21 protein-coding genes are annotated in these 24,302 nt (G+C 67.4%); 14 read left to right on the top strand and 7 right to left on the bottom strand.

The features are described 5' to 3' along the window. Positions 1-34: 34 nt before the first annotated feature. Positions 35-655 carry a TetR/AcrR family transcriptional regulator gene (locus tag AAFP30_RS18390; protein WP_419231429.1) on the bottom strand — a complete coding sequence of 207 codons (621 nt, stop codon included), beginning with the start codon at positions 653-655 and terminating at the stop codon, positions 35-37. A 172-nt stretch (positions 656-827) separates the two neighbouring features. Here AAFP30_RS18390 and AAFP30_RS18385 point away from each other — a divergent pair, with 172 nt between their 5' ends. The 3 genes from AAFP30_RS18385 to AAFP30_RS18375 are packed head-to-tail and all read left to right on the top strand — an operon-like array spanning position 828 to position 4,745. Next, a complete protein-coding gene (locus tag AAFP30_RS18385; RefSeq protein ID WP_419231428.1) occupies positions 828-2,009 on the top strand; it encodes an MBL fold metallo-hydrolase in 1,182 nt (393 codons plus the stop codon). Then, positions 2,006-4,483 carry an HAD-IC family P-type ATPase gene (locus AAFP30_RS18380; RefSeq protein ID WP_419231427.1) on the top strand — a complete coding sequence of 826 codons (2,478 nt, stop codon included), beginning with the start codon at positions 2,006-2,008 and terminating at the stop codon, positions 4,481-4,483. The genes AAFP30_RS18385 and AAFP30_RS18380 overlap by 4 nt, the downstream gene beginning before the upstream one ends. Before the next feature lie 10 nt (positions 4,484-4,493). After that, entirely contained in the window at positions 4,494-4,745 is a 252-nt protein-coding gene (locus tag AAFP30_RS18375; RefSeq protein WP_419231426.1) for an antitoxin, read from the top strand. Positions 4,746-4,760: 15 nt separating this feature from the next. On the opposite strand, the gene AAFP30_RS18370 is transcribed toward AAFP30_RS18375, so the two are convergent. Continuing rightward, complete coding sequence (locus tag AAFP30_RS18370; protein WP_419231425.1) at positions 4,761-5,366, bottom strand: DNA-3-methyladenine glycosylase; 606 nt, start codon at positions 5,364-5,366, stop codon at positions 4,761-4,763. Between AAFP30_RS18370 and AAFP30_RS18365 the strand changes: the two genes are divergently transcribed. The 4 genes from AAFP30_RS18365 to AAFP30_RS18350 all read left to right on the top strand — a co-directional run bounded on the left by AAFP30_RS18365 (position 5,344) and on the right by AAFP30_RS18350 (position 9,669). After that, positions 5,344-5,781 (top strand): SRPBCC family protein, encoded by a 438-nt coding sequence (locus AAFP30_RS18365; RefSeq protein WP_419231424.1) that lies wholly within the window; start codon positions 5,344-5,346, stop codon positions 5,779-5,781. The genes AAFP30_RS18370 and AAFP30_RS18365 overlap by 23 nt on opposite strands. A gap of 44 nt (positions 5,782-5,825) precedes the next feature. Continuing rightward, the gene (locus tag AAFP30_RS18360) at positions 5,826-7,493 is read left to right on the top strand and encodes a substrate-binding domain-containing protein (protein WP_419231423.1); all 1,668 of its coding nucleotides are present in this window, start codon (positions 5,826-5,828) and stop codon (positions 7,491-7,493) included. Positions 7,494-7,567: 74 nt separating this feature from the next. Further along, positions 7,568-8,026 (top strand): calcium-binding protein, encoded by a 459-nt coding sequence (locus tag AAFP30_RS18355; RefSeq protein WP_419231422.1) that lies wholly within the window; start codon positions 7,568-7,570, stop codon positions 8,024-8,026. A gap of 8 nt (positions 8,027-8,034) precedes the next feature. After that, positions 8,035-9,669 carry an FAD-dependent oxidoreductase gene (locus AAFP30_RS18350; protein ID WP_419231421.1) on the top strand — a complete coding sequence of 545 codons (1,635 nt, stop codon included), beginning with the start codon at positions 8,035-8,037 and terminating at the stop codon, positions 9,667-9,669. A 16-nt stretch (positions 9,670-9,685) separates the two neighbouring features. Here AAFP30_RS18350 and AAFP30_RS18345 read toward each other — a convergent pair whose 3' ends face one another. Continuing rightward, positions 9,686-10,573, bottom strand: coding sequence for a LysR substrate-binding domain-containing protein (locus AAFP30_RS18345; RefSeq protein WP_419231420.1), 888 nt, complete (start codon positions 10,571-10,573; stop codon positions 9,686-9,688). Positions 10,574-10,650: 77 nt separating this feature from the next. Here AAFP30_RS18345 and AAFP30_RS18340 point away from each other — a divergent pair, with 77 nt between their 5' ends. From AAFP30_RS18340 to AAFP30_RS18325, 4 genes are read left to right on the top strand one after another with little or no spacing between them, the layout of a single operon-like run. Beyond that, a complete protein-coding gene (locus AAFP30_RS18340) occupies positions 10,651-11,874 on the top strand; it encodes an acetyl-CoA C-acetyltransferase (protein ID WP_419231419.1) in 1,224 nt (407 codons plus the stop codon). Next, positions 11,871-12,641 (top strand): 3-oxoadipate enol-lactonase, encoded by a 771-nt coding sequence (gene pcaD / locus AAFP30_RS18335; RefSeq protein WP_419231418.1) that lies wholly within the window; start codon positions 11,871-11,873, stop codon positions 12,639-12,641. The genes AAFP30_RS18340 and pcaD overlap by 4 nt, the downstream gene beginning before the upstream one ends. Then, entirely contained in the window at positions 12,638-13,435 is a 798-nt protein-coding gene (locus tag AAFP30_RS18330) for a CoA transferase subunit A (RefSeq protein WP_419231417.1), read from the top strand. The genes pcaD and AAFP30_RS18330 overlap by 4 nt, the downstream gene beginning before the upstream one ends. Before the next feature lie 28 nt (positions 13,436-13,463). After that, the gene (locus AAFP30_RS18325) at positions 13,464-14,114 is read left to right on the top strand and encodes a 3-oxoacid CoA-transferase subunit B (protein WP_419231416.1); all 651 of its coding nucleotides are present in this window, start codon (positions 13,464-13,466) and stop codon (positions 14,112-14,114) included. 150 nt (positions 14,115-14,264) lie between these two features. On the opposite strand, the gene AAFP30_RS18320 is transcribed toward AAFP30_RS18325, so the two are convergent. From AAFP30_RS18320 to benA, 4 genes are all read right to left on the bottom strand, one after another. Then, entirely contained in the window at positions 14,265-16,904 is a 2,640-nt protein-coding gene (locus tag AAFP30_RS18320; RefSeq protein ID WP_419231415.1) for a LuxR C-terminal-related transcriptional regulator, read from the bottom strand. A gap of 110 nt (positions 16,905-17,014) precedes the next feature. Then, on the bottom strand, positions 17,015-19,804 hold the full coding sequence (benC, locus tag AAFP30_RS18315; protein WP_419231414.1) for a benzoate 1,2-dioxygenase electron transfer component BenC: 2,790 nt from the start codon (positions 19,802-19,804) through the stop codon (positions 17,015-17,017). Positions 19,805-19,817: 13 nt separating this feature from the next. After that, positions 19,818-20,354 (bottom strand): benzoate 1,2-dioxygenase small subunit, encoded by a 537-nt coding sequence (gene benB / locus AAFP30_RS18310; RefSeq protein WP_419231413.1) that lies wholly within the window; start codon positions 20,352-20,354, stop codon positions 19,818-19,820. Continuing rightward, complete coding sequence (gene benA / locus AAFP30_RS18305; RefSeq protein WP_419231412.1) at positions 20,354-21,742, bottom strand: benzoate 1,2-dioxygenase large subunit; 1,389 nt, start codon at positions 21,740-21,742, stop codon at positions 20,354-20,356. The genes benB and benA overlap by 1 nt, the downstream gene beginning before the upstream one ends. A gap of 228 nt (positions 21,743-21,970) precedes the next feature. Here benA and AAFP30_RS18300 point away from each other — a divergent pair, with 228 nt between their 5' ends. The 3 genes from AAFP30_RS18300 to catC are packed head-to-tail and all read left to right on the top strand — an operon-like array spanning position 21,971 to position 24,291. Continuing rightward, the gene (locus AAFP30_RS18300; RefSeq protein WP_419231411.1) at positions 21,971-22,873 is read left to right on the top strand and encodes a LysR family transcriptional regulator; all 903 of its coding nucleotides are present in this window, start codon (positions 21,971-21,973) and stop codon (positions 22,871-22,873) included. Beyond that, positions 22,870-23,973, top strand: a complete 1,104-nt coding sequence (locus tag AAFP30_RS18295) for a mandelate racemase/muconate lactonizing enzyme family protein (protein ID WP_419231410.1) — start codon at positions 22,870-22,872, stop codon at positions 23,971-23,973. The genes AAFP30_RS18300 and AAFP30_RS18295 overlap by 4 nt, the downstream gene beginning before the upstream one ends. Positions 23,974-24,006: 33 nt before the next feature. Further along, positions 24,007-24,291 (top strand): muconolactone Delta-isomerase, encoded by a 285-nt coding sequence (gene catC, locus AAFP30_RS18290; protein ID WP_419231409.1) that lies wholly within the window; start codon positions 24,007-24,009, stop codon positions 24,289-24,291. Positions 24,292-24,302 lie beyond the last annotated feature (11 nt).

The raw sequence follows: 24,302 nt of genomic DNA, 5'->3' as shown, positions 1-24,302 counted from the left end.
GGGGCGTCCGGTCCCGTCGTTGTCGTTGACTGGCTCAGCCGTCGACGACGTAGGTCATCAGGGCCGCGGTGGACGCGTCGATGATGGCTTTGACCGCGGTGTCGTCGGCGGTGCTCAGGTAGGTGAGGGTGATGGCGTTGGTGGCGGCGATGATGACCGGGCCCAGTTCGGCCTCGGGGATGCGGTAGCGCACCTCGGCGCGCTTGGCGGCGGCGGTGAGTCCCATCGCGGCCAGCTCGTAGAGACGCTCGTACATGTGCTTGCCGACGCGCTGAAGCTCGGCGTGATTGTGGGCGTAGATGCCGAGGGAGATGGTCGCCTGCATCCGGCCGGGGTCGGCTTTGAGCAGCGAATAGAAGGTCTCCAGATGGGCTCGGGTGTTGGCGTGCAGCGCCTCGACACCTGGACGGTCATCGATGATCGCCGGCAGGATGGTGTCGAGCATCGCGTTGATGTCCGATGGGACAGCGGTTTCCATGACGGCGCACAGCAGCGCGGTGCGACTCTCGAACGCATAGTGGAAGCTCGCCAGCGGCATGCCCGCATGCGAGCAGATGCGGCGCGTGGTCGCGCCCTCCACGCCGTGGTCGGCGATGACGCGGTAAGCGGATTCGATCAACGCCACCCGGCGTTGTTCGACGGACATTCGTGCCAACGAGGCTTACCCCCAGGAACACATGCGCCCTGCGCACGTGAATGAACGGTGATCCGACGAAGCGTATCAGTGCATATCGGGCCTGTGAACTGCGCAGTCACCATGCGTCGAGGTATGGATCGTGGTGCCGAACCGTGCGGTCAACCGATTCGGCACCGCCTACTCTGGACAAGTGACCTCGACCAAAGGCAAGACCAGTGCGGCGTTCGCGCAGCGCGCTTCGTCCACCTTGACGACGGCCGGCCTGACCGCTGCTGATGCCGTCACCGCCCGACTCGCCGACCGCGGACTGCGCTCGGCGCGCGCGCTCGGGGCACGGGCGCACGAGATCGCGCCGCGCACCGCCGGATCGAACTTCCTGCGCGACGGAGCCTTCCAGAATCTCGAACCCGACAGCGGTGGGCCCGCCCCCGATTTCCAGGTGTTCGTCGACATGGTTCGGCGCCCGGGGCGGCCGCGCACGTCGATCCCGGTGCTCACCCCCCGATTCGCCGAGGAGGCGGCCGAACTCACGGTCACCTGGCTCGGGCACGCGTCGGCCTTGGTTGAACTCGACGGCGCGCGCATCCTGACCGACCCGGTGTTCAGCCGTCGCTGCTCGCCGTCGGACATCGTCGGCCCCGCGCGGATGCATGCCTCGCCGGTCACGGTCGCCGATCTGCCCCCGATCGACGTCGTGCTGATCAGCCACGATCACTACGACCACCTCGACATGACCACCGTCGTCGAACTCGCGGTGCGGCAACCGGCACTCCGCTTCGTCGCGCCGATCGGGGTCGGTGCGCACCTCGAGGTCTGGGGGATCGCGGCCGACCGCATCACCGAGGCCGACTGGTGGGAAACCCGCACCCTGACCGTCGGCACCACGGACCTCACTTTCACCTGCTGCCCGGCCCGGCACTTCTCCGGCCGCGCATTGACGCGGAATCTGGCGCAATGGGCGAGTTGGGGAGTCGCAGGCCCGACGCATCGCATGTTCTTCTCCGGCGACACCGGCTTCACCGAACAGTTCGAGGAGGTCGGCGCACGGCTCGGAGCGGTCGACCTCACGCTGGTCGCGGTGGGCGCTTACGACCCGGTCTGGCCCGACATCCACGTGAACCCGGAGGAAGCCGTGGCGATTCATCGCATGGTGACCGGCGATGCGGTCGGCGACGCGGTGATGATCCCGATCCACTGGGGCACCTTCAATCTGGCCCGACATACGTGGGGCGACCCGATCGCCCGGGTGCTGCCCACCGCCGCCGCGAACGCCGCCACCGTGCTCGTGCCACCCCCGGGCGGTGCGATCGACCTCGTCGGCCGTACCGGCACCGGTGTCGAGAACCCGGCGTGGTGGGAGGCCTCGGCGTGACCCAGGTGTCCGACGAGGCCACCGGTAATCCCGGCCTCAGCGTCACCGAGGTCGCCGCACGGGTCGCCGACGGACGGGTCAACACCCTCCCGGACCGCAGCGGACGCAGTGTCGGCGACATCATCCGCGCCAACGTGTTCACCCGGATCAACGCGATCCTCGGCGTGCTGTTCGTCATCGTCGCGTCGACCGGCTCACTGATCAACGGGCTGTTCGGCCTGCTCATCATCGCCAACAGCGGCATCGGCATCATCCAGGAGATCCGCGCCAAACAGACCCTGGACAAGCTGGCCATCGTCGGCCAGGCCCAGCCGATCGTGCGGCGCGCCGGATCGTCGCAGGCCCTTCCGCCCGATCAGGTGGTCCTCGACGACATCATCGAGATCGGTCCCGGCGACCAGATCGTCGTCGACGGCGAGATGGTCGAGGCGCTCGCCCTCGACATCGACGAGTCGCTGCTCACCGGTGAGGCCGACGCCACCCCCAAGGCGCCCGGCGCCCCGGTGCCCTCGGGCAGCTCCCTCGCCGCCGGCTCCGGCGCCTACCGGGCCACCAAGGTGGGCGCCGACGCCTACGCCGCCCAGTTGGCGGCCGAGGCGTCGAAGTTCACGCTCGTCTCCTCCGAACTGCGATCGGGTATCGACCAGATCCTCAGGGTGATCACCTGGCTGCTCATCCCGGCCGGCATCCTCACCATCGTCAACCAGCTGTTCATCAGTGGGAACGGACTCAAGCAGTCGCTGCTCGGCATGGTGGCCGCGCTCGTGCCGATGGTGCCCGAGGGCCTGGTGCTGATGACCTCGATCGCCTTCGCCGTCGGCGTGATCCGCCTCGGGCAACGCAAGTGTCTGGTCAATGAACTGCCCGCGATCGAAGGGCTGGCCCGGGTCAACGTGGTGTGCGCCGACAAGACCGGCACGCTGACCGAGAACGGGATGCGGGTCGCCGAGGTGCGACCGATCGACACCGCCCCCGGCGACCTCGACACCGCCCCCGACGACCTCGACGCTGCTCTCGGCGCGCTCGCGGCGCTGGATCCGCGGCCGAATGCGAGCATGCAGGCGCTGGGGGAGGCATATCCGAATCCGCCTGCGTGGTCGCTCGCGGCGGTGCAGCCGTTCACCTCGGCGAAGAAGTGGAGCGGCATGTCGTTCCGCGACGCCACTGGCGCCGACCACGGCAACTGGCTCCTCGGCGCCCCTGATGTCCTACTCGACCCGGACAGCGAACCCGCCCGGCTGGCAGGCGAATTGGGCTCCACCGGGATGCGGATCCTGCTTGTCGCCCGCACCGATGTACCGGTCGACACCGAACCTTCGGCGGGGGCGGTGACCCCGGGCACCGTCACCCCGGCCGCGTTGATCGTGCTCGAGCAGCGGGTCCGGCCGGATGCGCGGGAGACGCTCGAGTACTTCGCCGAGCAGCACGTCGACGTCAAGGTGATCTCCGGGGACAATGCCCGGTCGGTCGGCGCGGTCGCCGCGTCGCTCGGCCTGGGCTCGCCCGACACCTCGGTGGATGCGCGGTCGCTGCCCACCGATCCGGCCGAACTGGTCGAAGTGGTGGAGAACGGCGTCACCTTCGGGCGCGTGCGACCCGACCAGAAACGCGCCATGGTGGCGGCCCTGCAATCGACCGGGGACACGGTCGCGATGACCGGCGACGGCGTCAACGACGTCCTCGCCCTCAAGGACGCCGACATCGGCGTGGCGATGGGGTCGGGGAGTTCAGCGGCCCGTTCGGTGGCGCAGATCGTGTTGCTGGACAACAAGTTCGCCACCCTGCCCTATGTGGTGGGCGAAGGCAGGCGGGTCATCGGCAACATCGAACGCGTCTCCAACCTGTTCCTGACCAAGACGGTGTACGCCGTACTGCTCGCGCTGCTGGTCGGCATCGCCGGTGTCGCGGCGAAGATCTTCGGGTTCACGTCGCTGAGCTATCCGTTTCAGCCGATCCACGTGACCATCTCGGCGTGGTTCACCATCGGTATCCCCGCGTTCGTCCTGTCCTTGGCGCCCAACAACGAACGGGCGAAGTCGGGATTCGTGCGGCGGGTGCTCACCCAGGCGGTGCCCAACGGCATCATCGTCGGGCTGACGGCGTTCGCCACCTACGTCATCGTCAACCCCGGTGGGTCCGGGGTGACGGTCGGCGCGGCCGATTCCGTCGACCTGACGCCGGCGCAGACACAGGCCGCGACCGCGACCCTGGTGACACTCATCGCCGTCGCCCTCTACGTGCTCGCCGTCGTCGCCCGCCCGTACACCTGGTGGAAGATTTTCCTGCTCGCCGTGTCGGTGGGCGCCTACGTGATCATCTTCGCCTGGCCGTGGACCCAGCACATGTTCAAGCTCGACTCGTCGAACGCGCAGATGATGAGTGTCGCGTTCATCTCGGCCGCCGTCGGGATCGTCGGTGTCGAGATCGTGTCTCGGGTGCTCGCGGCCCGCGCGCCCGCGCCGCAAGACGACTAGTCTGGCGTCCATGGATCTCAAAGCACTCGTGGACAAGGCCAAAGCCGCGCTCAAAGGCGATCCGAGTCTGATCGACAAGGGTGGCGATGCGATCAACAAGGCGACCGGCGGCAAGTACGCCGGGCACATCGACAAGGCATCGGATTCGGTGAAGAAGGCCGTCGGCGCCGACGATCAGCCGAATGCCGCCGAGGCGAAACCGAAGACCGACGAGCCGCCGGCGCCGCCCGCACCGCCGACCCCGCCGCCGGCGAATCCCTAAGTCACGCAGCCGGGTTCACTGCTCGGCGCGTGTGTGTCGGCGGTAGGCCGAGACCGTTGGATCGCCGGTGAGCCAGAACCGCCAGGCCACATCGGCGGCGCGGCGTACCCCCACCCGGGGTCCACTGGAGATCTCGAGGGTTCCTGACGGAGCGGGTTCCGTTGTGAGACACACAGGTTCATCGTCGTAAAGGTCGGCGTCGAGATCGTCCATGCTGATGCCCAGTGCGCGGGTGAAGTTGCCGGGTCCGCGCGCCAGGGCGTCGTCGTTGCGTGCGGTGGGCCGTCGACGCCGGGCGAGATCGAGGCCGTCGACGATCCGCGCACCCCGGACCAAAACTGCCGCGCCTTGCTCGGTCGGTCCGGTGACGACGTTGGCGCAGAAATGCCCGTGAATGCGATAGACGTACAACCGGCCCGAGGGTCCGTACATGATGTTCGAGCGCTTGGTGCGGGTGTAGGCATGCGAAGCCGGGTCGTCGCGCCCGCCGTACGCCTCGACCTCGGTGATCTGCGCGGATGCCCCGTGACCCACGAGGATCCTGCCGAGCAGCGACCGCGCGGCGTGCCCGACATCGGGGGCGCTAGGCTGCATGACCATGGCGAAGACGAGTGACTCCATCGAGGTGGACCTGTCCGTCGAAGATACCTGGGCGGCCGCATCCAATCTCTCGCGCTACGAGGAATGGCTCGTGCTGCACGACGGTTGGCGCTCGACGCTGCCGTCCGCCGCTGAGCTGGGCAAGGGGACCGCGCTCACCTCGGTGGTGAAGGTCAAGGGCACCCGCATCCGGTTCGACTGGGTCATCGAGACGTTCCAACCACTCGAGCGCGTCCGGCTCAAGGGCAGCGGCAAGGGCGGGGTCAAGGCCAAGCTCGATCTGGGCATAGTTCCCATCGCGGACGGTTCTTCAGTAACCTTCACAGTTGATCTCGGCGGACTGCCGTTGATCGGGCCGGCCGGCAAGGCGGCAGCGATGGCGGTGTCGGGGGACCTGCGGGCGTCGCTGGCGAATTTCCGTGAGGTCTTCGGTTAGACAGGGTTCCGGCTGTACAGGCCGGTAGCAGGGGGAGTGGGGGCATGGGGCGTCATGATGTGGTGCGCGCGGACGAGTTCGGTTTCGAGCATCGTCGCGCGACGAGCGGCCGACGGGCCGGATGGCTGTGGGGGCTCGGCGCACTGATCGTCGTCGTCGCCCTGGTCACCGGAGTTGTGTTGTGGCGCACCGGAGCTGTCGGCGGTTGCGGTGACCGGACGTCGGTGGCCATCGCCTCGGACCCGGCGATGACCGGGGCCCTGCGCACCGTCGCGCAGCAGGCATCGGCGGACACCTGCTACGACTTCACCGTCACCGGAGTGGCCGGCGCGCAGGTCCCCGGCGAGCTGACGCGTGGCGATCAGGCGCCGGACCTGTGGGTCGCCGACTCGCAGATCCAGGCGCGGCGGGTGACCACCCAGGTGCGTCGGGAACTGTCCCTGGTGTCGCCGTCGATCGCCACCTCGCCGACGGTCATCGTCGGCGAATCGGTGCCGGCCACCGAGACCTGGGTCGACGTCATGAAACTCACCGACCTGCGCACCGGCAGTCCCATCGACACCAGTACCGGCGACGCACCGATCGTCGGTGCGCTCGCCGAGGTGAACGACGGCAACCTCACTCAGAAAGAGTTGACCGCGGCGATGACTGTCCTTGCGGTGCAACAGAACAACGCGCGACTGGTGAACGACAACGAGGGCACCCGCCTCAACTTCGCCAACACCGCGGGCGTACCGGTGATCACCACCGAACAGCAGTATCTGCTGTTCACCCGCACCCACCCCGGTTCTCGACTCGAGGCGACGGTGCCGGCCGGCGGAACCGTGCAACTCGACTACCCGATGGTCAACACCGCGGGTGCCGCCCGTCGCGACATCGCTGCCGCCGCAGGTCAAGTGCTCGTCGATCAACTGTCCTCGCCGGCGGGGCAACAGGCTCTCACCGAGGCCGGTTACCGCACCCCCGATGGTGCGCCGCTGCCCGCAGGCGCCGGCGTCGGCAAGGTCCGTGTGCTGCAACTCGACGATCCGACGCAGGTGGACAAGGCGATTCGGCAATGGCAGGTGCTCGGCGTGCCGATCCGCACGCTCGTCGTGGAGGATACGTCGGGGTCGATGGCGGCGGCCGCCGGCGGTACCACGCGGGCAGGTCTGCTCACCGACGCGTCGCTGACCGGGCTGAAGCTGTTCCCGAACAACACCATGATCGGTGGCTGGGCATTCGGTATCAACAAGGGCCCCAACGGCGCCGACTGGAAGTGGATGTCGCCGATCCGGCGTCTCGACGCGGCGGCGGCCACCGGCGGTACGCACCGTGAGGAACTCGCAGCCGCCGTGCGCCGAGGATTGGCGCCGTCACAGCTCGGCGGCGGCACCGGCCTCTACGACACGACACTCGCCGCGTTCAAAGAGGTGCAGAAGAACTACGACCCCAACTACTCCAATTCGGTCATCATCATGACCGACGGTCAGAACGAGGACCCGAACAGTCTGACCCTGCAGCAGTTGCTCGCCACCCTGAAGCGACTCGAGGATCCGGCGCGGCCGGTGCTGGTGCTGACCATCGGTATCTCCGACGACGCCGACACGGAGGCGCTCAAGGCGATCGCCGCGGCCACCGGTGGCACCACCTACGTCGCGAAGACCCCCGCCGACATCCAGACGGTGTTCGTGGACGCGATCCAGGCCCGGGTCGTCGCCGCCGGCCGGTAGCCGTTGGCTGAGGATTACCTTCGAGTCGGCTGTTGAGGGCGACGCGGACGCCGCGCCCAGGCAGAATCGGACACATGACGCGAAACCAGATCATGCCGCGAACCGCCGGACTGGCCATCGCCCTGGCCACCGTAGGCCTAGTCGCGGGTGCCTGCAGCTCGGACGACTCGTCGGGGACGGCGACGTCGACGCCGGCCGAGGCCGCCGACACCAGCGCTGCGAGCGCCGCCGCCGGTACCTATAAGAACGGCACGTATTCGGCGACCGGGCACTACGTGTCCCCGGGCGGGCCGCAGCAGGTGGGGGTGACCGTCACCCTGTCCAACGGGGTCATCGACTCGCTGCAGCTCGACACGAGCCAGACCAAGGGCACCTCGAAGGAATACCAGGGCAAGTTCGCCAGCGGTATCAACGCACTCGTGGTCGGCAAGAGCATTGACGAGCTCGATGTGCACAAGGTGGCCGGGTCGTCCTTGACCTCGACCGGCTTCAACGACGCCATCGAACAGATCAAGACCGAGGCACAGCCCTGAGTTCAGCAGTGCACCCGGCTCGCAATTGGTCGTTCGACGCGCTCGGGACCCGGCTGATCCCGCGCTGGCTCACCTCGCATCGCGCCGTCCTGGTGGCGTTGCTCGTGCTCGCCGTGGTGGCTTTCGTGGTGTCCCTTGTCGACAGCGAATTCGCTTATCGTCCAGGGCAACTGGCGCTGTCCCTGCTGGTCTTGGTGGTGGTGTGCGGAGCGGTGACCTATGCGTGCGCGGCGATGGTGCGGGTGCCGCCGGGCGCGGGCTCGTGGCTCATCACCGCGCTGATCCTGTTCTTCATCCTGCCCGGGGTGACCGACGCCGGGTCCGCGTGGACGGTGGCAGTCGGGGCCGCGGCCGCCGCGGCGAGCAAGTACGTGCTCGTCTGGCGTCGTCGGCTGGTGGTGAATCCGGCGGTCGCGGGCGCGGTCGTGGTCTACGGGCTGGCCTACGCCGAGGTCGGGTCGATCGGCTTCCCGCAATGGTGGGTGGCCGCCGAACCGCTGCTGATCCCGATGATCGTGATCGGCGTGCTGTTGGTGACGGTGCTGCGTGAATGGTGGTTGGTCGCGGTGTTCCTGGTCGCGGCGGTGATCACCATCGGAGTGGTGGATGCGACGCAGGGCGGGCAGTCGTTGTCGCTATGGCTGACGTCGAGTCCGATGCTGTTCGTTGCGGCGATCATGCTGCCCGAGCCGATGACGTCACCGACGACGCGGTGGCATCGCGGGATCTATGCCGCGATCGTCGGGGTGCTGATGTACTGGCAGGTCTCGATTCCCGTCTCCGATGCGTTCAGCCTCGAGTTCGTCCCGGAGATCGCGTTGCTCGTCGGATCGCTCTACGCCTTCGCCGTGCGGTTGGTGACCCGGAATCCCGCAGCGCGGCGTGCGGTGCTCGCGGTAACCCCCGTCGCCTGGACGTCAGATTCGGTTGATCGGGCACCGAATTCCGTCGATTGGGCGCCGACCATCGCCGCAAATACCCACGGGCTCGCGGTCACCGGACCTGCGCCGCTGACATTCCGGCCGGGACAGTGGGCCGTGCTGAGCGCGCCAGAGTGGTCGGCGCCGGTGTGGCGGCGGACCCGGCGGGTCTTCTCCTATGCGAGTCCGCCGGACGTGAAGGAAGCGCGCTTCGCATTCACGGTGTCGGGCGATCCGTCGTCGTACAAGGCGAGCGTCATATCCGGGCGCACGCGACGGCTGTATCTGGACTCCTCAGGCGGAGATTTCGTGCTGCCACGCAACCTCGATCGGCCGATCGTGCTGCTGGCGTCCGGCATCGGAATCACCCCGTTTCGAGCCATGATCCTGGCCGCGCTCGGCGATGGCCGAGACCTCCGTCGATGGCGCATCGTCCACGTCATCCGGTCCGCCGACCGGGCCGTCTTCACCGATGTCCTCGACGCCGCGCGGGATGCCGGAGCCCAGGTCGAGGTCGTCGAATCCTCAACACTCGCCGACCAATTCGATGACGGGGGACGCCTTGTCACCGACCTCGAGGGGTCCGACCACGGGGCGCCCCGCTACTACGTGTCGGGTGGACCGGCGTTCGTCCGAACCGCGGGCGCGACGATCCGCCGCGCGGACCCGCGACTCCGGTGGGAGTTCTGGCGACTCCACACCGACACGTTCCTGGGGTACTGAGCGCCCACTCGACCGGTTACTCGTCGGCGACTCGGCGCAGGACGGTGAGGACCTGCTCGATCATCGGCGACGGATCGGCGGCGACGCGAGCGACCGCGAGCTCGACGTCGGGGGCATCGGGCGCGATGGGCAGGTAACGGACGCCGGCGAGGCCCAGGGCGGCGGTTGCCTCGGGCACTATGGCCACGCCGAGTCCCGCGGCGACGAGTGTGACCAGGGTCGACGTCTCCTCGACCTCGTGGTGAATCTGCGGGACGAAACCGGCCCGGGCACAGATGGAAGTGAGCACGGTGTTCATCACCGAACGGCCACGACCGGCGTGCGCGATGAACTCGGCGTCGCGCAAGTCGGTGACCGTGACTTGATCCGACGTCGCACGCGGATCGCCTTCGGGTAGCGCCACGATCAGCCGATCCCGACGAATGGTCTCGACGACGAGCTCGCTGCCGCTGACCGGCGGGCGCAGCAACGCGAGATCGATCTCCCCGGCGGTCAGCGCGGAGATCTGGGCGGGAGCGAGCATCTCGCCGCGCACGCTGACGTCGAGGCCCGGTAGCTCCTCGCGCAGCGCGCGGACGAGTCGGGGGAGCAGGGAATAGGTGGCCGAACCGACGCAGCCGATCGAGAGGGTGCCCTCCTGACCACCGGCGACGCGTTGCGCCTGACCGGCGGCGGCGTCGACGGCGTCCAGGATCTCCACGGTCCGGCGCAGGTAGGCCGCACCGGCCGCGGTCAGCTCGACGCGGCGGGTGGACCGGACGAGCAGCGGGACGCCGAGTTCCTCCTCGAGCTGACGGATCTGCTGCGACAACGGTGGCTGCGCGATGTGCAGGCGCTCAGCGGCCCGTCCGAAGTGCAGTTCCTCGGCCACCGCCCGGAAATAGCGGAGATGTCGCAGCTCCATAGATTAAGACTCTACAAGTCTTATTGGCCGTGAAATGAATACTTCTCAATATCGGACTGAGTTCCTATCGTGGATGCATGACCAACGGAGCCGACGTCGTCATCTGTTCACCACTACGCACCCCGGTGGGGCGCATGGGAGGCGCCCTCGCGTCGCTGACCGTCAACGACCTCGCCACCGGACTGCTGCGCGAACTCGCGTCGCGGACCGGACTCGGCGAGGGCGACATCGACGACGTGATCCTCGGGCAGGGGTACGCCAACGGCGAGTCCCCGGCGCTGGGTCGCATCGCCGCCCTCGACGCCGGCCTCGGTATCGGGGTGCCCGGCATGCAGCTCGACCGTCGTTGCGGTTCCGGTCTGCAGGCCGTCCTCACCGGCGCATCCCACGTCGCGTCCGGCGGCGCGTCGCTGGTCGTCGCGGGTGGTGCCGAGTCGATGTCGAACGTCGAGCACTACGCCCTCGGCCTGCGCACCGGTGTGCGGCAGGGTGGCGTGCAACTGATGGACCGTCTCGACCGCGGGCGGCTGACCGCCGGCGGCGATTCGCACCCGGTGCCGGGCGGCATGATCGAGACCGCCGAGAACCTGCGTGCCCGCTACGGCATCTCCCGCGCCGAACAGGACGAGCTGTCGGTCCGGTCCCATGAACGCGCCATCGCCGCGCAGGAAGCCGGACGTTTCGCCGACGAACTGGTTTCGGTGACCGTACCCGGCAAGCGTGGCAAGCCCGACGTCGTCGTCGACCGGGATGAGCATCCGCGCGCCGACGCGACCGTCGACGGCCTCGGCAAGCTGCGGCCGATCCGCCTCAAGCTCGACCCGGAATCCACCGTCACCGCAGGCAACGCCTCCGGCCAGAACGACGGCGCCGCCATGTGTGTCGTCACCACGCGCGCCGAGGCCGACAAGCGTGGCCTCAATCCGCTTCTGGCCCTGCGCTCCTGGGCCGTCACCGGCTGTGAACCGGAGACGATGGGCATCGGGCCGGTCGGCGCCACCGCTGCCGCCCTCGACCGCGCCGGCCTCGGCCTCGACGAGATCGGACTGATCGAACTCAACGAGGCGTTCGCCGCGCAGGTGCTCGCCGTGCTGGCCGAGTGGAAGGTCGACGCAGGCGACGAACGGTTGAACCCCAACGGTTCCGGTATCTCGCTCGGCCATCCGATCGGTGCCACCGGCGCCCGTATCCTCGCCACCGCCGCCTACGAGGCGCATCGTCGCGACACCCGCTATGTGCTCGAAACCATGTGCATCGGTGGCGGACAGGGCCTCGCGGCGATCTTCGAGGTGGTCAAGTGAGCGCCGTCGAGGTCCATGCCGTCGTCACCGGCCGCGAGGACGCCCCAGCCGTCGTCTTCTCCAACTCGCTCGGCTCCACGCACCGCATGTGGGACGCGCAGCTCGCCGCGTTCTCCGAACGCTTCCGCGTGGTGCGCTACGACACCCGCGGCCACGGCGAATCGCCGGTTCCGCAGGGGCCGTACACCATTGACGATCTCGCCGACGACGTGATCGCCCTGCTCGACCGGCTCGGCATCGAGAAGGCACACATCGTCGGCCTCTCGCTGGGTGGAGCCACCGCGCAGCGACTGGCCATTCGCAACCCGGATCGCGTCCGCAACGTGGGAGTGCTCTGTACCGCAGCGCAATTCCCGCCCGCATCGGCGTGGACGGACCGGGCCGCCACCGTGCGCGCCGAGGGCACCGGTGCCGTCGCCGAGGCAGTGGTGCAGCGCTGGTTCACCGCCGAATACCTCGAGCAGAACCCGGAATCACGCAAATACCACGAAGACATGGTGGCTTCCACGCCCGCCGAGGGCTACGCCTCCTGCTGCGAGGTGCTCGCCGAGATGGACCTGCGAGCAGACCTCGGCTCGATCGGTGCGCCGGTCCTTGCCATTGCGGGCACCGACGACCCGGCCACCCCGCCGGAGCGGCTGGCCGCGATCGCCGAGGCCGTGCCGAACGGGCGGCTGCTGGTCGTCGAGCATTCCGCGCATCTGGCCAATCACGAACAGCCACAGATCATCACCCCCGCCCTCATCGAACACCTGGAGCAGTCATGACCCTCGACAAACTCGTCGGATCGGCCGCGGAGGCAGTCGCCGACATCCCGGACGGCGCGAGCCTCGCGGTCGGCGGCTTCGGCCTCGCCGGTATCCCGTGGTTCCTCATCGAAGCACTCCTCGAGCAGGGCGCCGGTGGACTGACCATCGTGTCCAACAACTGCGGCGTCGACGGCGCAGGCCTCGGACTGCTGTTGGAGGCCCGCAAGATCGACAAGGTCATCGCCTCCTACATCGGGGAGAACAAGGAGTTCGGCCGACAGTTCCTGGCCGGCGAGGTCACCGTCGAACTGACCCCGCAGGGCACTCTCGCCGAGCGGATGCGCGCCGGCGGCAGCGGAATCGGTGCCTTCTTCACCCCGACCGGCGTCGGCACCCTCGTCTCCGACGGTGGACTGCCGTGGCGCTACAACACCGACGGCAGCATCGCACTCTCGTCGCCGCAGAAGGAGGTGCGCGAGTTCCACGGACAGGAGATGGTGCTCGAAGAGTCCATCGTCACCGACTTCGCGCTCATCCGGGCAGCCGTCGTCGACAAGGCAGGCAACTGCCGATTCCACGCCGCTGCACAGAACTTCAACCCGCCTGCCGCGATGTCGGGTCGGATCACCATCGTGGAGGCGGAGAAGGTCGTCGAGGTCGGCGAACTCGATCCCGAGGACATCCACCTGCCCGGCATCTTCGTCAAGCGCATTGTCGAGCTGACCCCGGAACAGGCCGCGCGCAAGGAAATCGAGCAGCGCACTACCCGTCAGCGTGAAACCATTTCGGGCCCCGGCGAAGCCGCCGAGTGACGCACCAGAGACCAACGAGGAGACGATCATGACCTGGACCCGCAAGGAAATGGCTGCTCGGGCCGCCCGTGAGCTCAAGCCCGGCGACTACGTGAACCTGGGTATCGGCCTGCCGACGCTGATTCCCGATTACATGCCCGACAACTCGAACATCATGCTGCACGCGGAGAACGGCATCCTCGGCGTCGGCCCGTTCCCCTACGACGATGAGGTCGATCCCGACCTCATCAACGCCGGCAAGCAGACCGTGTCGGTGCTGCCCGGCGCCTCCTTCTTCGACTCCGCCACCAGCTTCGCGATGATCCGCGGCGGCCATGTGGATGTCGCCGTCCTCGGCGGTATGCAGGTGGCCGGCAACGGTGACCTCGCCAACTGGATGGTCCCCGGCGCGCTGGTCAAAGGCATCGGTGGCGCAATGGATCTCGTCAACGGTGCCGGACAGGTGATCGTGCTGATGGAGCACGTCACCAAGAAGGGCGACCCCAAACTCGTGGCCGAATGCTCGCTGCCGCTGACCGGTCGTAAGGTCGTGAGCCGCGTCATCACCGACCTCGGTGTCTTCGACGTCAACGGTCCCGGCTTCGATGTCATCGAGCTCGCCCCCGGTGTGGAGTTCGCCGATGCGGAAGCCAAAACCGGTGCGCCGCTGGTGGATAAGATCGCTGCGCACGCTGGGTGAGTTTTCGACACGCTCGGCTCCTTCGTCGCCGGGCTGCTCAACCGGCGATACAGCGAGCCGGCCCACCAACCGCCCGTTGAGCGCGACGAGCGGCTGCTCAACCAGCGGTGTGGGACGCGCTCCAGCGTCGCCGGGCTGCTCAACCAGCGGTCAGCGGCGCAGGGCCGCCAGCTCAGAGCGGGAGCGCACACCGAGCTTCGCGTAGATACGAGTCAGGTGGTACTGCACCGTCTTTGGTGAGATGAACAGTTCGGCGGCGACCTCGCGGTTGGACAGGCCACGCGCGACCAGGGCGGTGACCGACTCCTCCTGGGGAGTCAGGTCACCGCTGTCGCGGTCGGCGCGGGTGGCGTTGAGGCCACCGGCCTTGAGCTCCCGCTCGCAGCGCTCGACGTAGGTCGTCGCCCCCAGGGACAGATAGATCTCGCGGGCCGTGTCGATGATGGCGTCGGCGGCCCGACGCTTACCGGCTCGTCGCAGCGTCTGGCCGTAGGCGAAATTGACGCGGGCGACGTCGTAGCGCAGGGGGAGTCCGTCGAGCAGATCGAGTGCTTCCTCGAATATCCTTCGCGCCGGGTTGATCTCGTTGATGGCACCCAGGTAGCGGCCGCGGGCGTACTTCATCCGTGCCTGCGCCGACCGGTGCCCGCGGGTCTTAGCCAGCTTCTCGAACCGGTTGAGCAGGGCGTCGGCGGCCTCGAGTTGTCCATCGATGACCTGCGCATTGGCGAGTATGTCCACCCACGGCCACCAACCCGGTTCGGTGAGGGCGGGAACGTCGGCGGACATCCGCTCCAGAGGATCCAGGATGCGCCGCACCTTCTCGTAATCGGCTGCGGCTTCGGCGATCTGGGCTTTGGCAAGCAGGTCGGGTATGCGCATGATCTCGTAGTCGCCGGCGTCGGTTGGCGAGAGGGAGACCGCTCGCTCCGCCTCGTCCCAGTTGCCGCGCAGCGAATGGATCTGCGCAGCAGTCCAATTCAGTAGTGGAGTGGCGAGGGAAATACCGCTGGATCGGGCCAGTGCCCGCCCTTGCTCGACGCCGGCCAGTGCGAGATCCCAATCACCGGTGAGGAACTGCGTGCGCGACAGCCAGCCCAGCGCCCACAGCGAGATGCGCGTGGACCCGCCGAGCTGAGCCATCGACACAGCGGTCTCCAGGTGACTGCGGGCGGCGCCGATGTCGTCGAGACCCAGTTCCAGCCATCCGCGCCCCATGGTGGCGCGTTGTGCCTGCGCCCCGAAGCGGATTCGTTCGGTGAGCGCGGCATATTCGGCGGTCGCCTCCGCCGGGCGACCCGACCACGCCAACCCCAGACCGCGGATGACCGCAGCCTCCACGCCTGCGGGCGAATCGCCGCCGGCCATGCTGATCGCACGGTCGGCCCAGTCGACGAGTTCGTCACCCTGGCAACGCACGAGGTTGTGCAGTACGTAGCGCTGGGCGATCAGCGCCGCGGTGTTCGGGTCGCGGTCGAAATTGACGATCGACCAGGCGCGGTCGAGCCGCACCCGCGCTTCCGATGACCGACCCCGCAGGATGGCGAGATACGCGAGCGTCGCATTGCGCAAAGGGGTTTCGCGAAGGCTCTCGACGACGGGCACGAGCGCTCCGGCGCCGACACAATCACCGGCGGCCAGCAGCGCGTCGACGGCCAGGATCGCCCGGGTGTCCCGCAGCAGCGGGTCGGCGGTCAACCGGCCGGCCTGCCGGAACAGCCCGGCCGCCTCGGCCCAGGCGCCATCGGCGCCGCGTTGGCGTGCCAACTGGCCGAGTTCGTCGGCCAGTGCCGGATCGGCGGTCGGGGTGGCGGCGACGCGATGATGCAGTCGGCGTGCGGGATCGGCGACGATGTCGGCGGCACGTCGGTGCGCAGCGGCCACCGCGCCCATGCCCATGACCTCCAACACCGCTGCCTGGATGAGCGGATTGGCCAGGTGCGGTTGAAGTTCCGACGGGGTGAGCGCTGCCGGTGAGATGACCAATCCGCTTGCCCGACCGGCGTCGATGGCGGGCAGCGGATCGTCGATCTCGGCGAGCGCGACGGCCACGTCCAACGGTTCGTCGTCGTCGAGGATGGCCAGCGCCTCGATCAGTCGTCGCTCCTGGGCGCCCGCCTTGCTCAGCCGGTGGCGGACGTCGTCGACGATCGCGGCCGGCGCGGGGAGTTCGCCCTCGTTGCGGGACCACGCTCGGGCGGGTACCTCGTCGAACAACGCCGCGATGTGGCGGGGATTGCCGCCGGTGTGGTGTGCGAGCGCGTCGACCATGGTCGGGTGCAACACCAGTCCACGACCGGCCGCGAGGTCGCCGATGGCGTGCGCGTCGAGTCCGCCGAGGTTGATCTCCTCGGTCAGCAGACCGGGGAGCAATGGCCCGGATTGGGTCATCGCAGCCACGATCGTGACCGGTAGATCGCGATGTGTGCGGGTGAGCGACACCAGGGTTTGGAGGGACTCCGCGTCGGCGACGTCGGCGTCGTCGATGACGATGAGCGTCGGATGCCCGGCGTCGAGTCGGGCGAGTAGTGCTCGTGCCTCTCGTGCCGGATCCCACGAATCGTCGGATGACCCGGTGAGCTGCCGGAGGACGCCGCCGGGAGTGCTGCGTTCCCACGGCGCCGCCGCGGCCCACAGCGTGTGGTCGTCGGTGAGGTGAGCCAGCAGCGTCGACTTGCCGATGCCGGGCTCACCCCGGAGGACGAGCAGGGTGGGACCGGTGGCGGCGTCGCGACGGGCGCGGAGGTCGTCGATCTCGGCGGCCCGTCCGACGCATGCAGTCTCGACCATCACTGCCTTAGGATAAAGGGGCCCTTCGTGGCTCGGCTAGCGCCTCGCACCTCAGGGATCGAAGAGATGGCTCGGCTAGCGCCTCGCACCTCAGGGATCGAAGCGGTGGCTCAGCCCAAGTCGCCGCCCGCCACGGGGAGCACCGTGCCGGTGATGTACGAGGCCTCGTCGGAGGCGAGGAAGCAGATCGCGGCCGCTTGCTCGTCGAGGGTCCCGTAGCGGTGCATGAACGACGACGAGATCGTCTGGTCGATGTGCGCTTGGTACCAGTCCTGCTCGGTGGCGTTGGTGGGTTCCGGTGTCCCACGGGAGATCCGGCGCGGTGGCGCTTCGGTGCCACCGGGCGCGGTGGCGACGACACGGACGCCGCTGTCGGCGTACTCCATGGCCAGCGACGCAGTGATCGCGTTGATACCGCCCTTGGCCGCCGAATACGGGATCCGGTTGATGCCACGGGTCGCCGCCGACGACACGTTCACGATCACGCCGTGCCCGCTCTCCACCATGGACGGCAATGCCGCGCGGCAGGCGAACAGGGTGGTCATCAACGACCGATCGATCTCGGCGCGGATCTGTTCGGCGGAGAACTCGGTGAACGGCTTGAAGTTGATCGCCCCGCCCACGTTGTTGACCAGCACGTCGACCCGACCGAACTTCCGGATCGCCTCGGCCACCACCGATTCCGCCCCGTCGAAACTCTCCAGGTCGGCGACCGCCGCAGTCGCACCCGGGCCGGTCTGCCCGAGTTCGTCGGCCAATGCCGTGACCAGATCGGACCGGTCGGCCAGCACGACCTTGCCGCCTTCGGCGCTGATTCGCCGTGCGGTTTGCTCGCCGATACCCTGGGCGGCGCCGGTGACCACCACGACCTTGCCGGCGAACCGGCCGGGGGTGATGAAACGTGGACGGCGAGAGGCCATCTCGTCGGCCATCGCGCGCCGCATGGTCTGCTTGGAGCGGTCGGCGTGCGCCGAGATCAGGGACCGGGCGCTGTCGCGGTTACCGCTCTCGAACGCGGCGACGATGTCGACGTGGTCCTGCGCGCACAGCGGATGGCACCAGGTGGCGTTCCGCAGCACCTCCGACATCCGGCCCTTGACCCCGAGCGCGCTGTAGGCCTCGAGGAGATGGCTGTTGCCGGTCAACGTGAACAGATAGTCGTGGAAGTTCGCGTTGGTCTCGGTGTACTGGGCGGCGTCGGTGAAACGATCCTCCTCGACATACGGCAGCGTGGTCTCGGCGAGCAGGCGGTAGCCGGCCAGCTGTTGACTCGTGAGTCGGCCGAAAGTCAGCTCCAGCGCGCCGAGTTCGAGTGCGGCGCGCGCCTCGAACAGCGCGTCGGATTCGTGCACACCCGGGTGCTCTTCGCCGATCTGGTACCCCTGGGAGCCGACCGTGTCGGTGGATGCCTGCGCCGCAGGCGTTTCCACGGTGGCCGCCACCGGTGCGGCGGCCGGCTCGGGTGCGTGCAGCTGCTCGATCGTGCTGGCCCCGAACATTTCCTGGCCGCCGATGGCGCGGGCGTCGATCGGCGCGAGTTGTCCCCGGTCGGGATCGAGCGGCGTCGACTGGCCCGACGTCGACCACATCTGCTGGCCGCCGATCGCGGTGAGTGAGTTGTCGTCGGTGATCGCGGCTGCCGGGGTCGGCCACGGCGCGATCTCGCTGGACGGCAATGTGATCTGGCCTGCGATGCCACGCGCATCGGCGGCGATGATGAGGTCCTCGTCCTCGGCGAGCGGGGCGGCGGAGATGATCGGTGTCTCCGGCTCTTCGGATACGACCTCCGTCTCGGTCACCGTTTCCGGCTCCGCGGTTTTGGCGGACGCGGCGAGCGCGAACTTCTCGTAGTAGAAGCCGACCGGTTCGATACCTGCGTCGGCGACATGCTTACGGACCGACTCCACCATGGGCGGCGGGCCGCACAGGTAGACGGCGACGTCACCGTCGTAGAGGTGTTTCGGCTCGATCAGGCTCATCACGTAGCCCTTGTTGGCCGCCGCGCTGTTGGGATCGGAAACACAGTGGTCCCAGGTGAATCCACGGAGCTCGCGGGCGAAGTACTCGATCTCGTCGAGCGCGACGAGATCGGTGTCGGTGGAGACGCCGTAGACGAGGTGCACCTTGCGGTTGCTGTTGTCGTCGTGCATCTTGCGCAGCATCGACAGGATCGGCGCCAGGCCCGTGCCACCGGCAAGCAGCAGGACGGGGCGGATCGCCTCACGTAGGAAGAACGAGCCGTGCGGCCCGGTGAAGGTGATCGACTCGCCCTTGCTCGCACGCTCGGTCAGGTACGTTGACATCGCGCCGCCGGGGGTCAGCTTGACCAGGAACACCAGCTGTTCCTCGTGCGGCCCATTGGCAAACGAGTACGACCGGGTCAAGAACTCGCCTTGACCATCGTCGGTATCCGGCACCGCGATGTTCACATACTGACCCGGCAGGAAGGCGAGATCGCCACGGTTCGGGATCTTCACCCCGAGTCGCATCGTCGACTCGGACAGCCGGTCGAGGTCGACGATGGTACCGGTGAAGGTCGCCGCCTGCGTCTTGGCGATGTCCGAGGTGGCGGCGATCTGCAGCACCAGATCGGATTTCGGCTTCATGCAGCAGGGCAGCGCATAACCCGAGGCGGACTCGTCCTCGGACAGCGCGTCCTCGATGTAGGTGCCGCCGTCGTAATCGCCGGACTCGCAGAACGCCTTACACGTACCGCACGCACCGTCGCGGCAGTCGAGGGGGATGTTGATCCGCTGACGATACGACGCGTCGGCGACGGTCTGGTCCTCGCGGCAGGTGACGAACCTCGTCACGCCGTCTTCGAAAGCCAGTGCTATCTGGTGGGTTTGGGCATCGGCGCCGGTCGAGGCCGACGCATTCCGATCGGTGGTGACAGTCATCACCCCGCCTCCTTTAGAAGTGGTAGACGTCGACGACGTGGTGGATGTAGTCGTTCTTGAGCACCACCGTCTTCCGTCGGATCAGCGGGGCGTCACCGGAGAAGTCGATGGTGTAGAACGAGGTGCCGTAGTACGGGTCGACGGTGTTGTACCGGAAATACATGGTGTGCCAGTTGAATCGGACGTCCACGAGATCGCCGCGTCGTTCGATCACCTCGACGTTGGAGATGTTGTGGCTGGTCCGCGGTTCCGGCAGTGACGTCGCGGACGACCGCTCGGTGCGGATACGGAACACCCGGTCCTCCAAGCCGCCCTTGTTGCCGTAGTAGATCAGCGAGATCTCGCGTTGCGGGTCCTCGGTGAGGCGGTCGCGGTCGTCCCACGACGGCATCCAGTAGACGACGTCGTCGGCGTAGCACTCGAGCCACTTCTCGAACTCGCGGTCGTCGAGGTAGCGCGCCTCACGGTAGAGGAACTGCTCGATCATGTTCTGGGTGATGAGTTTTGCGCCGGTCTCGGTCGTGGCGGGTGTGGGTTCTGTGGTGGTCATCAGTGGATCCCCTTGGTCGCTGCGGCGGCTTCTTCGGCGTCGGCGGCCTTGCGCATGACCTCGAGCCAGTAGCCGTGCTGGATCGGGTAGAGGCCCTCGTCCTCGTTCTTCACGCCGGCGGAGATGACGCCCTCCATGTCAAGGCTTTTCGCGACCGGGTCGGGCCCGGTGAGCCAGTGCTCGGCGCCGCGGCTCATGTCGTTCCACGGGGCGGCCTCGGCGCGAAAGGTCAGCTGGCAGGAGCGGAACTCTTCGAGGTCGTCGGGGGTGGCCATACCGGAGGCGTTGAAGAAGTCCTCGTACTGTCGGATGCGGTGTGCGCGTGCGGCATCGCTCTCGCCCTTGGGGGCAATGCAGTAGATGGTGACCTCGGTCTTGTCCGGGGCGATCGGCCGGAAGTGGCGGATCTGCGTCGAGAACTGGTCCATCAGATAGACATTCGGGTAGAGGCACAGGTTGCGCGAGCCCTTGACCATGAACTCGCCCTTGGCGTCGCCGAACTGCTTCTTGAGGTCGTCCATCTTGTCCCACAGTGGACGGTCCTGGGGGTTGGCGGCCCAGGTCCACAGGCACAGATGGCCGTTGGGGTAGGACCAGTAGCCGCCGCCGGACTTGCCCCAGCCGCCGGCGTCGAGGGCCTTGGTGTCGTTCTTGGACTCACCGGTGTTGCGGCGGGAGGTGGTGGCCGCGTAGTTCCAGTGGGTCGCGGTGACGTGGTAACCGTCGGCGCCGTTCTCCGCCTGCACCTTCCAGTTGCCGTCGTAGGTATAGGTCGACGCGCCGCGGACCACTTCGAGGCCCTCGGGGGACTGGTCGACGAGCATGTCGATGACCTTGGTGGTGTCACCGAGGTGGTCCTCGAGCGACTGCACGTCGGGGTTGAGGCTGCCGAACAGGAAACCGCGGTAGTTGCCGAACTGCGCGACCTTGGTCAGGTTGTGCGAGCCGTTGACGTTGAACGTCTCCGGATAGCCGGCATCGTCGGGGTCCTTCACCTTGAGAAGGGTGCCGTCGTTGCGGAAGGTCCAGCCGTGGAACGGGCACGTGAGGGTCATGCGGTTGTCGGTCTTGCGGCGGCAGATCATCGCACCGCGGTGCGCGCACGCGTTGATGAGGCAGTGCAGTTCGCCGTCTTTGTCGCGGGTGATGACCACCGGCTGGCGACCGATGTAGGTGGTGAAGTAGTCGCCGGGATTGGCGATCTGGCTTTCATGTGCGAGGTAGAGCCAGTTGCCCTCGAAGATGTGGCGCATCTCGAGCTCGAAGATCTCCTCGTCGGTGAAGATCCGGCGGTTGGCCCGATAGATTCCGGCGTCGCGATCGTCGATGACGGCATCCGCCAGGACGGACTGGACGTGGTGCAGGTTGTCGCTGATCGACGCGGTCATGGACGTACCTCCTGTATGTGGGCTGTATCTGCACTCTTCCACCACGTGGCGGTCATCACACCGGGTTTGTTGCTAGTCCTGACCTAGCATCAGATTCATAAATACCGGCGATTAATCACGGGAATACGTGTCCTTGTCTCGTATGTATCGACGGCTTACGGTGGATACCGACGTGGTGACGATCACAAGAGCGCACCATGGGTGAACAGAGACGGGAAGCGTTCTGACATGGAGCTACGGCACCTTCGCTACTTTGCGGCCGTCGCCGACACCTGCCATTTCGGGCAGGCGGCGGCGGTCCTGCACGTGGCGCAGCCCGCGCTCTCCTACGCAATCCGACAGCTCGAAGCCGAACTCGAGGTCACCCTGTTCACCCGCACCACTCGGCAGGTCGCACTCACTCCTGCCGGTGAGTACCTGCAGGGCGAGGCCGAACGAATTCTCGCCAGTGTCGACGACGCGGTCCACGGTGTGCAACGCATCGCGGCCGGCCGCAGCGGACTGATCCGGCTCGGCCTGACCGGTATCGCCGCCTTCTCTCACCTGCCCCGCATCGCCCGCGTGGTCAAGCGGGAACTGCCCGACGTCGACCTCGAGATCCGGTCCGACATGCTGACCCCACCGCAGTGCGACGGACTGCGGGCCGGATCGCTCGATCTCGGGGTGCTGCGCCCGCCGGCGGTGGGCGAGGACATCGAGATGCGCACCATCGACGTCGACCCGCTCGTTCTGGTGGTGGCCGCCGATCACCGGCTCGCCGTCGAACCGGTGGTGTCGATGGAGGATCTGCGCAACGAGCCGTTCGTCATGTACGACGCTCGTGACTCCGCAGTCAACGACGCCGCGATACGCAGCTGTCGGGCAGCCGGATTCGTGCCGCAGCGGGCACACCACGCACCCGGTACCGCCGTCCTGCTGGCGCTGGTTGCTGCTGGTCTCGGGGTGGCGGTGCTGCCGGGTTCGGTGCGCTCTCTGCCGCTCGAGGGGCTGGTGATCCGTGACCTCGTCAATGCCGAAACCACCGAAATCGCACTTGCCTGGCGAGCGGGGAACGACAATCCCGTCGTCGGCGCCGTTGCCGACGTCATCGCCCGGGCGTTCGCACTCGTGAATGTTGGAGAAGAACTGTGAAGATCACCCAGATCGAAGCGATCCCTTTCGCCATCCCGTACACCAAGCCCCTGAAGTTCGCGTCCGGCGAAGTCCATGCGGCAGAGCATGTTCTGGTGCGGGTGCACACCGACGACGGAGTGGTCGGCGTCGCCGAGGCGCCGCCTCGGCCGTTCACCTACGGCGAGACCCAGGACGGGATCATCGCCGTGATCACCAAGGTGTTCGCCCCGCAGGTGATCGGCTTGACACTGCTCGAGCGTGAGGTCGTCGCCGGTCGGTTGGCCCGCACCGTTGGCAACCCGACCGCCAAAGCCGCTGTCGACATGGCGATCTGGGATGCGCTGGGCAAGACCCTGGAGTTGCCGGTCAGCGAACTGCTCGGCGGTTTCACCGACCGCATGCGGGTCAGCCACATGCTCGGTTTCGACGAGCCCGCCACCATGGTCGCCGAAGCGGAAAAGATGGTGGAACGCTACGGCATTCGCACCTTCAAGGTGAAGGTCGGACGACGACCGGTCACCCTCGACACCGCCGTCGTCCGCGCGCTGCGGGAGCGGTTCGGTGGCGAGATCGAACTCTACGTCGACGGTAACCGCGGGTGGACCGCCGCAGAGTCGTTGCGCGCCATGAAGGAAATGGCCGACCTGGACCTACTGTTCGCCGAAGAGCTCTGTCCCGCAGACGATGTCCTCGGCCGCCGATGGCTCGTCGGGCAACTCGACATCCCGTTCATCGCCGACGAATCCGTCCCGACAGCGGCCGACGTGACACGCGAGATCCTGGGCGGGTCGGCCACCGCGCTGAGCATCAAGACCGCCCGCACCGGATTCACCGCCTCGCGGCGGGTGCATCACCTCGCCGAAGGTCTCGGCCTGGAAGTGGTGATGGGCAACCAGATCGACGGTCAGGTCGGCACGGCCTGCACGCTCGCCTTCGGTACGGCGTTCGAATCGACGTCGCGTTATGCCGGTGAGCTGTCGAACTTCCTGGACATGAGCGACGACCTGCTGGCCCATCCACTGCAGATCCGCGACGGCCACCTGCACCGGTCCGCGGCGTCCGGGATCGGGGTGGAGATCGATCCCGAAAAGCTCACCAAGTATCGGCTCGACAAGTAACAGTAAGTAGTCGGAGAGGAGTACGACACGACCATGCTTTTCCACGTACGGATGGATGTCAACATCCCGAACGACCTGGACCCCGACACGCGGGCCGACACCGTCGCGCGGGAGAAGGCGTATTCGCAGGATCTGCAACGTTCCGGCAAGTGGCCGCACATCTGGCGGATCGTCGGCGAATACTCCAACTTTTCGATCTTCGACGTCGAGGACAACGACGAACTCCACACCATCCTGTCCGGTCTACCGCTGTTTCCCTACATGACCATCAAGGTGACCCCCCTGGCCACCCACCCATCGGATATCGCTGCGGGCTGACGGCCCTCACC

The organism is Gordonia sp. CPCC 205515 (assembly GCF_048537925.1).
Classification (GTDB): Bacteria; Actinomycetota; Actinomycetes; order Mycobacteriales; family Mycobacteriaceae; genus Gordonia.
This window is presented reverse-complemented; position numbering and strand designations above follow the sequence as displayed.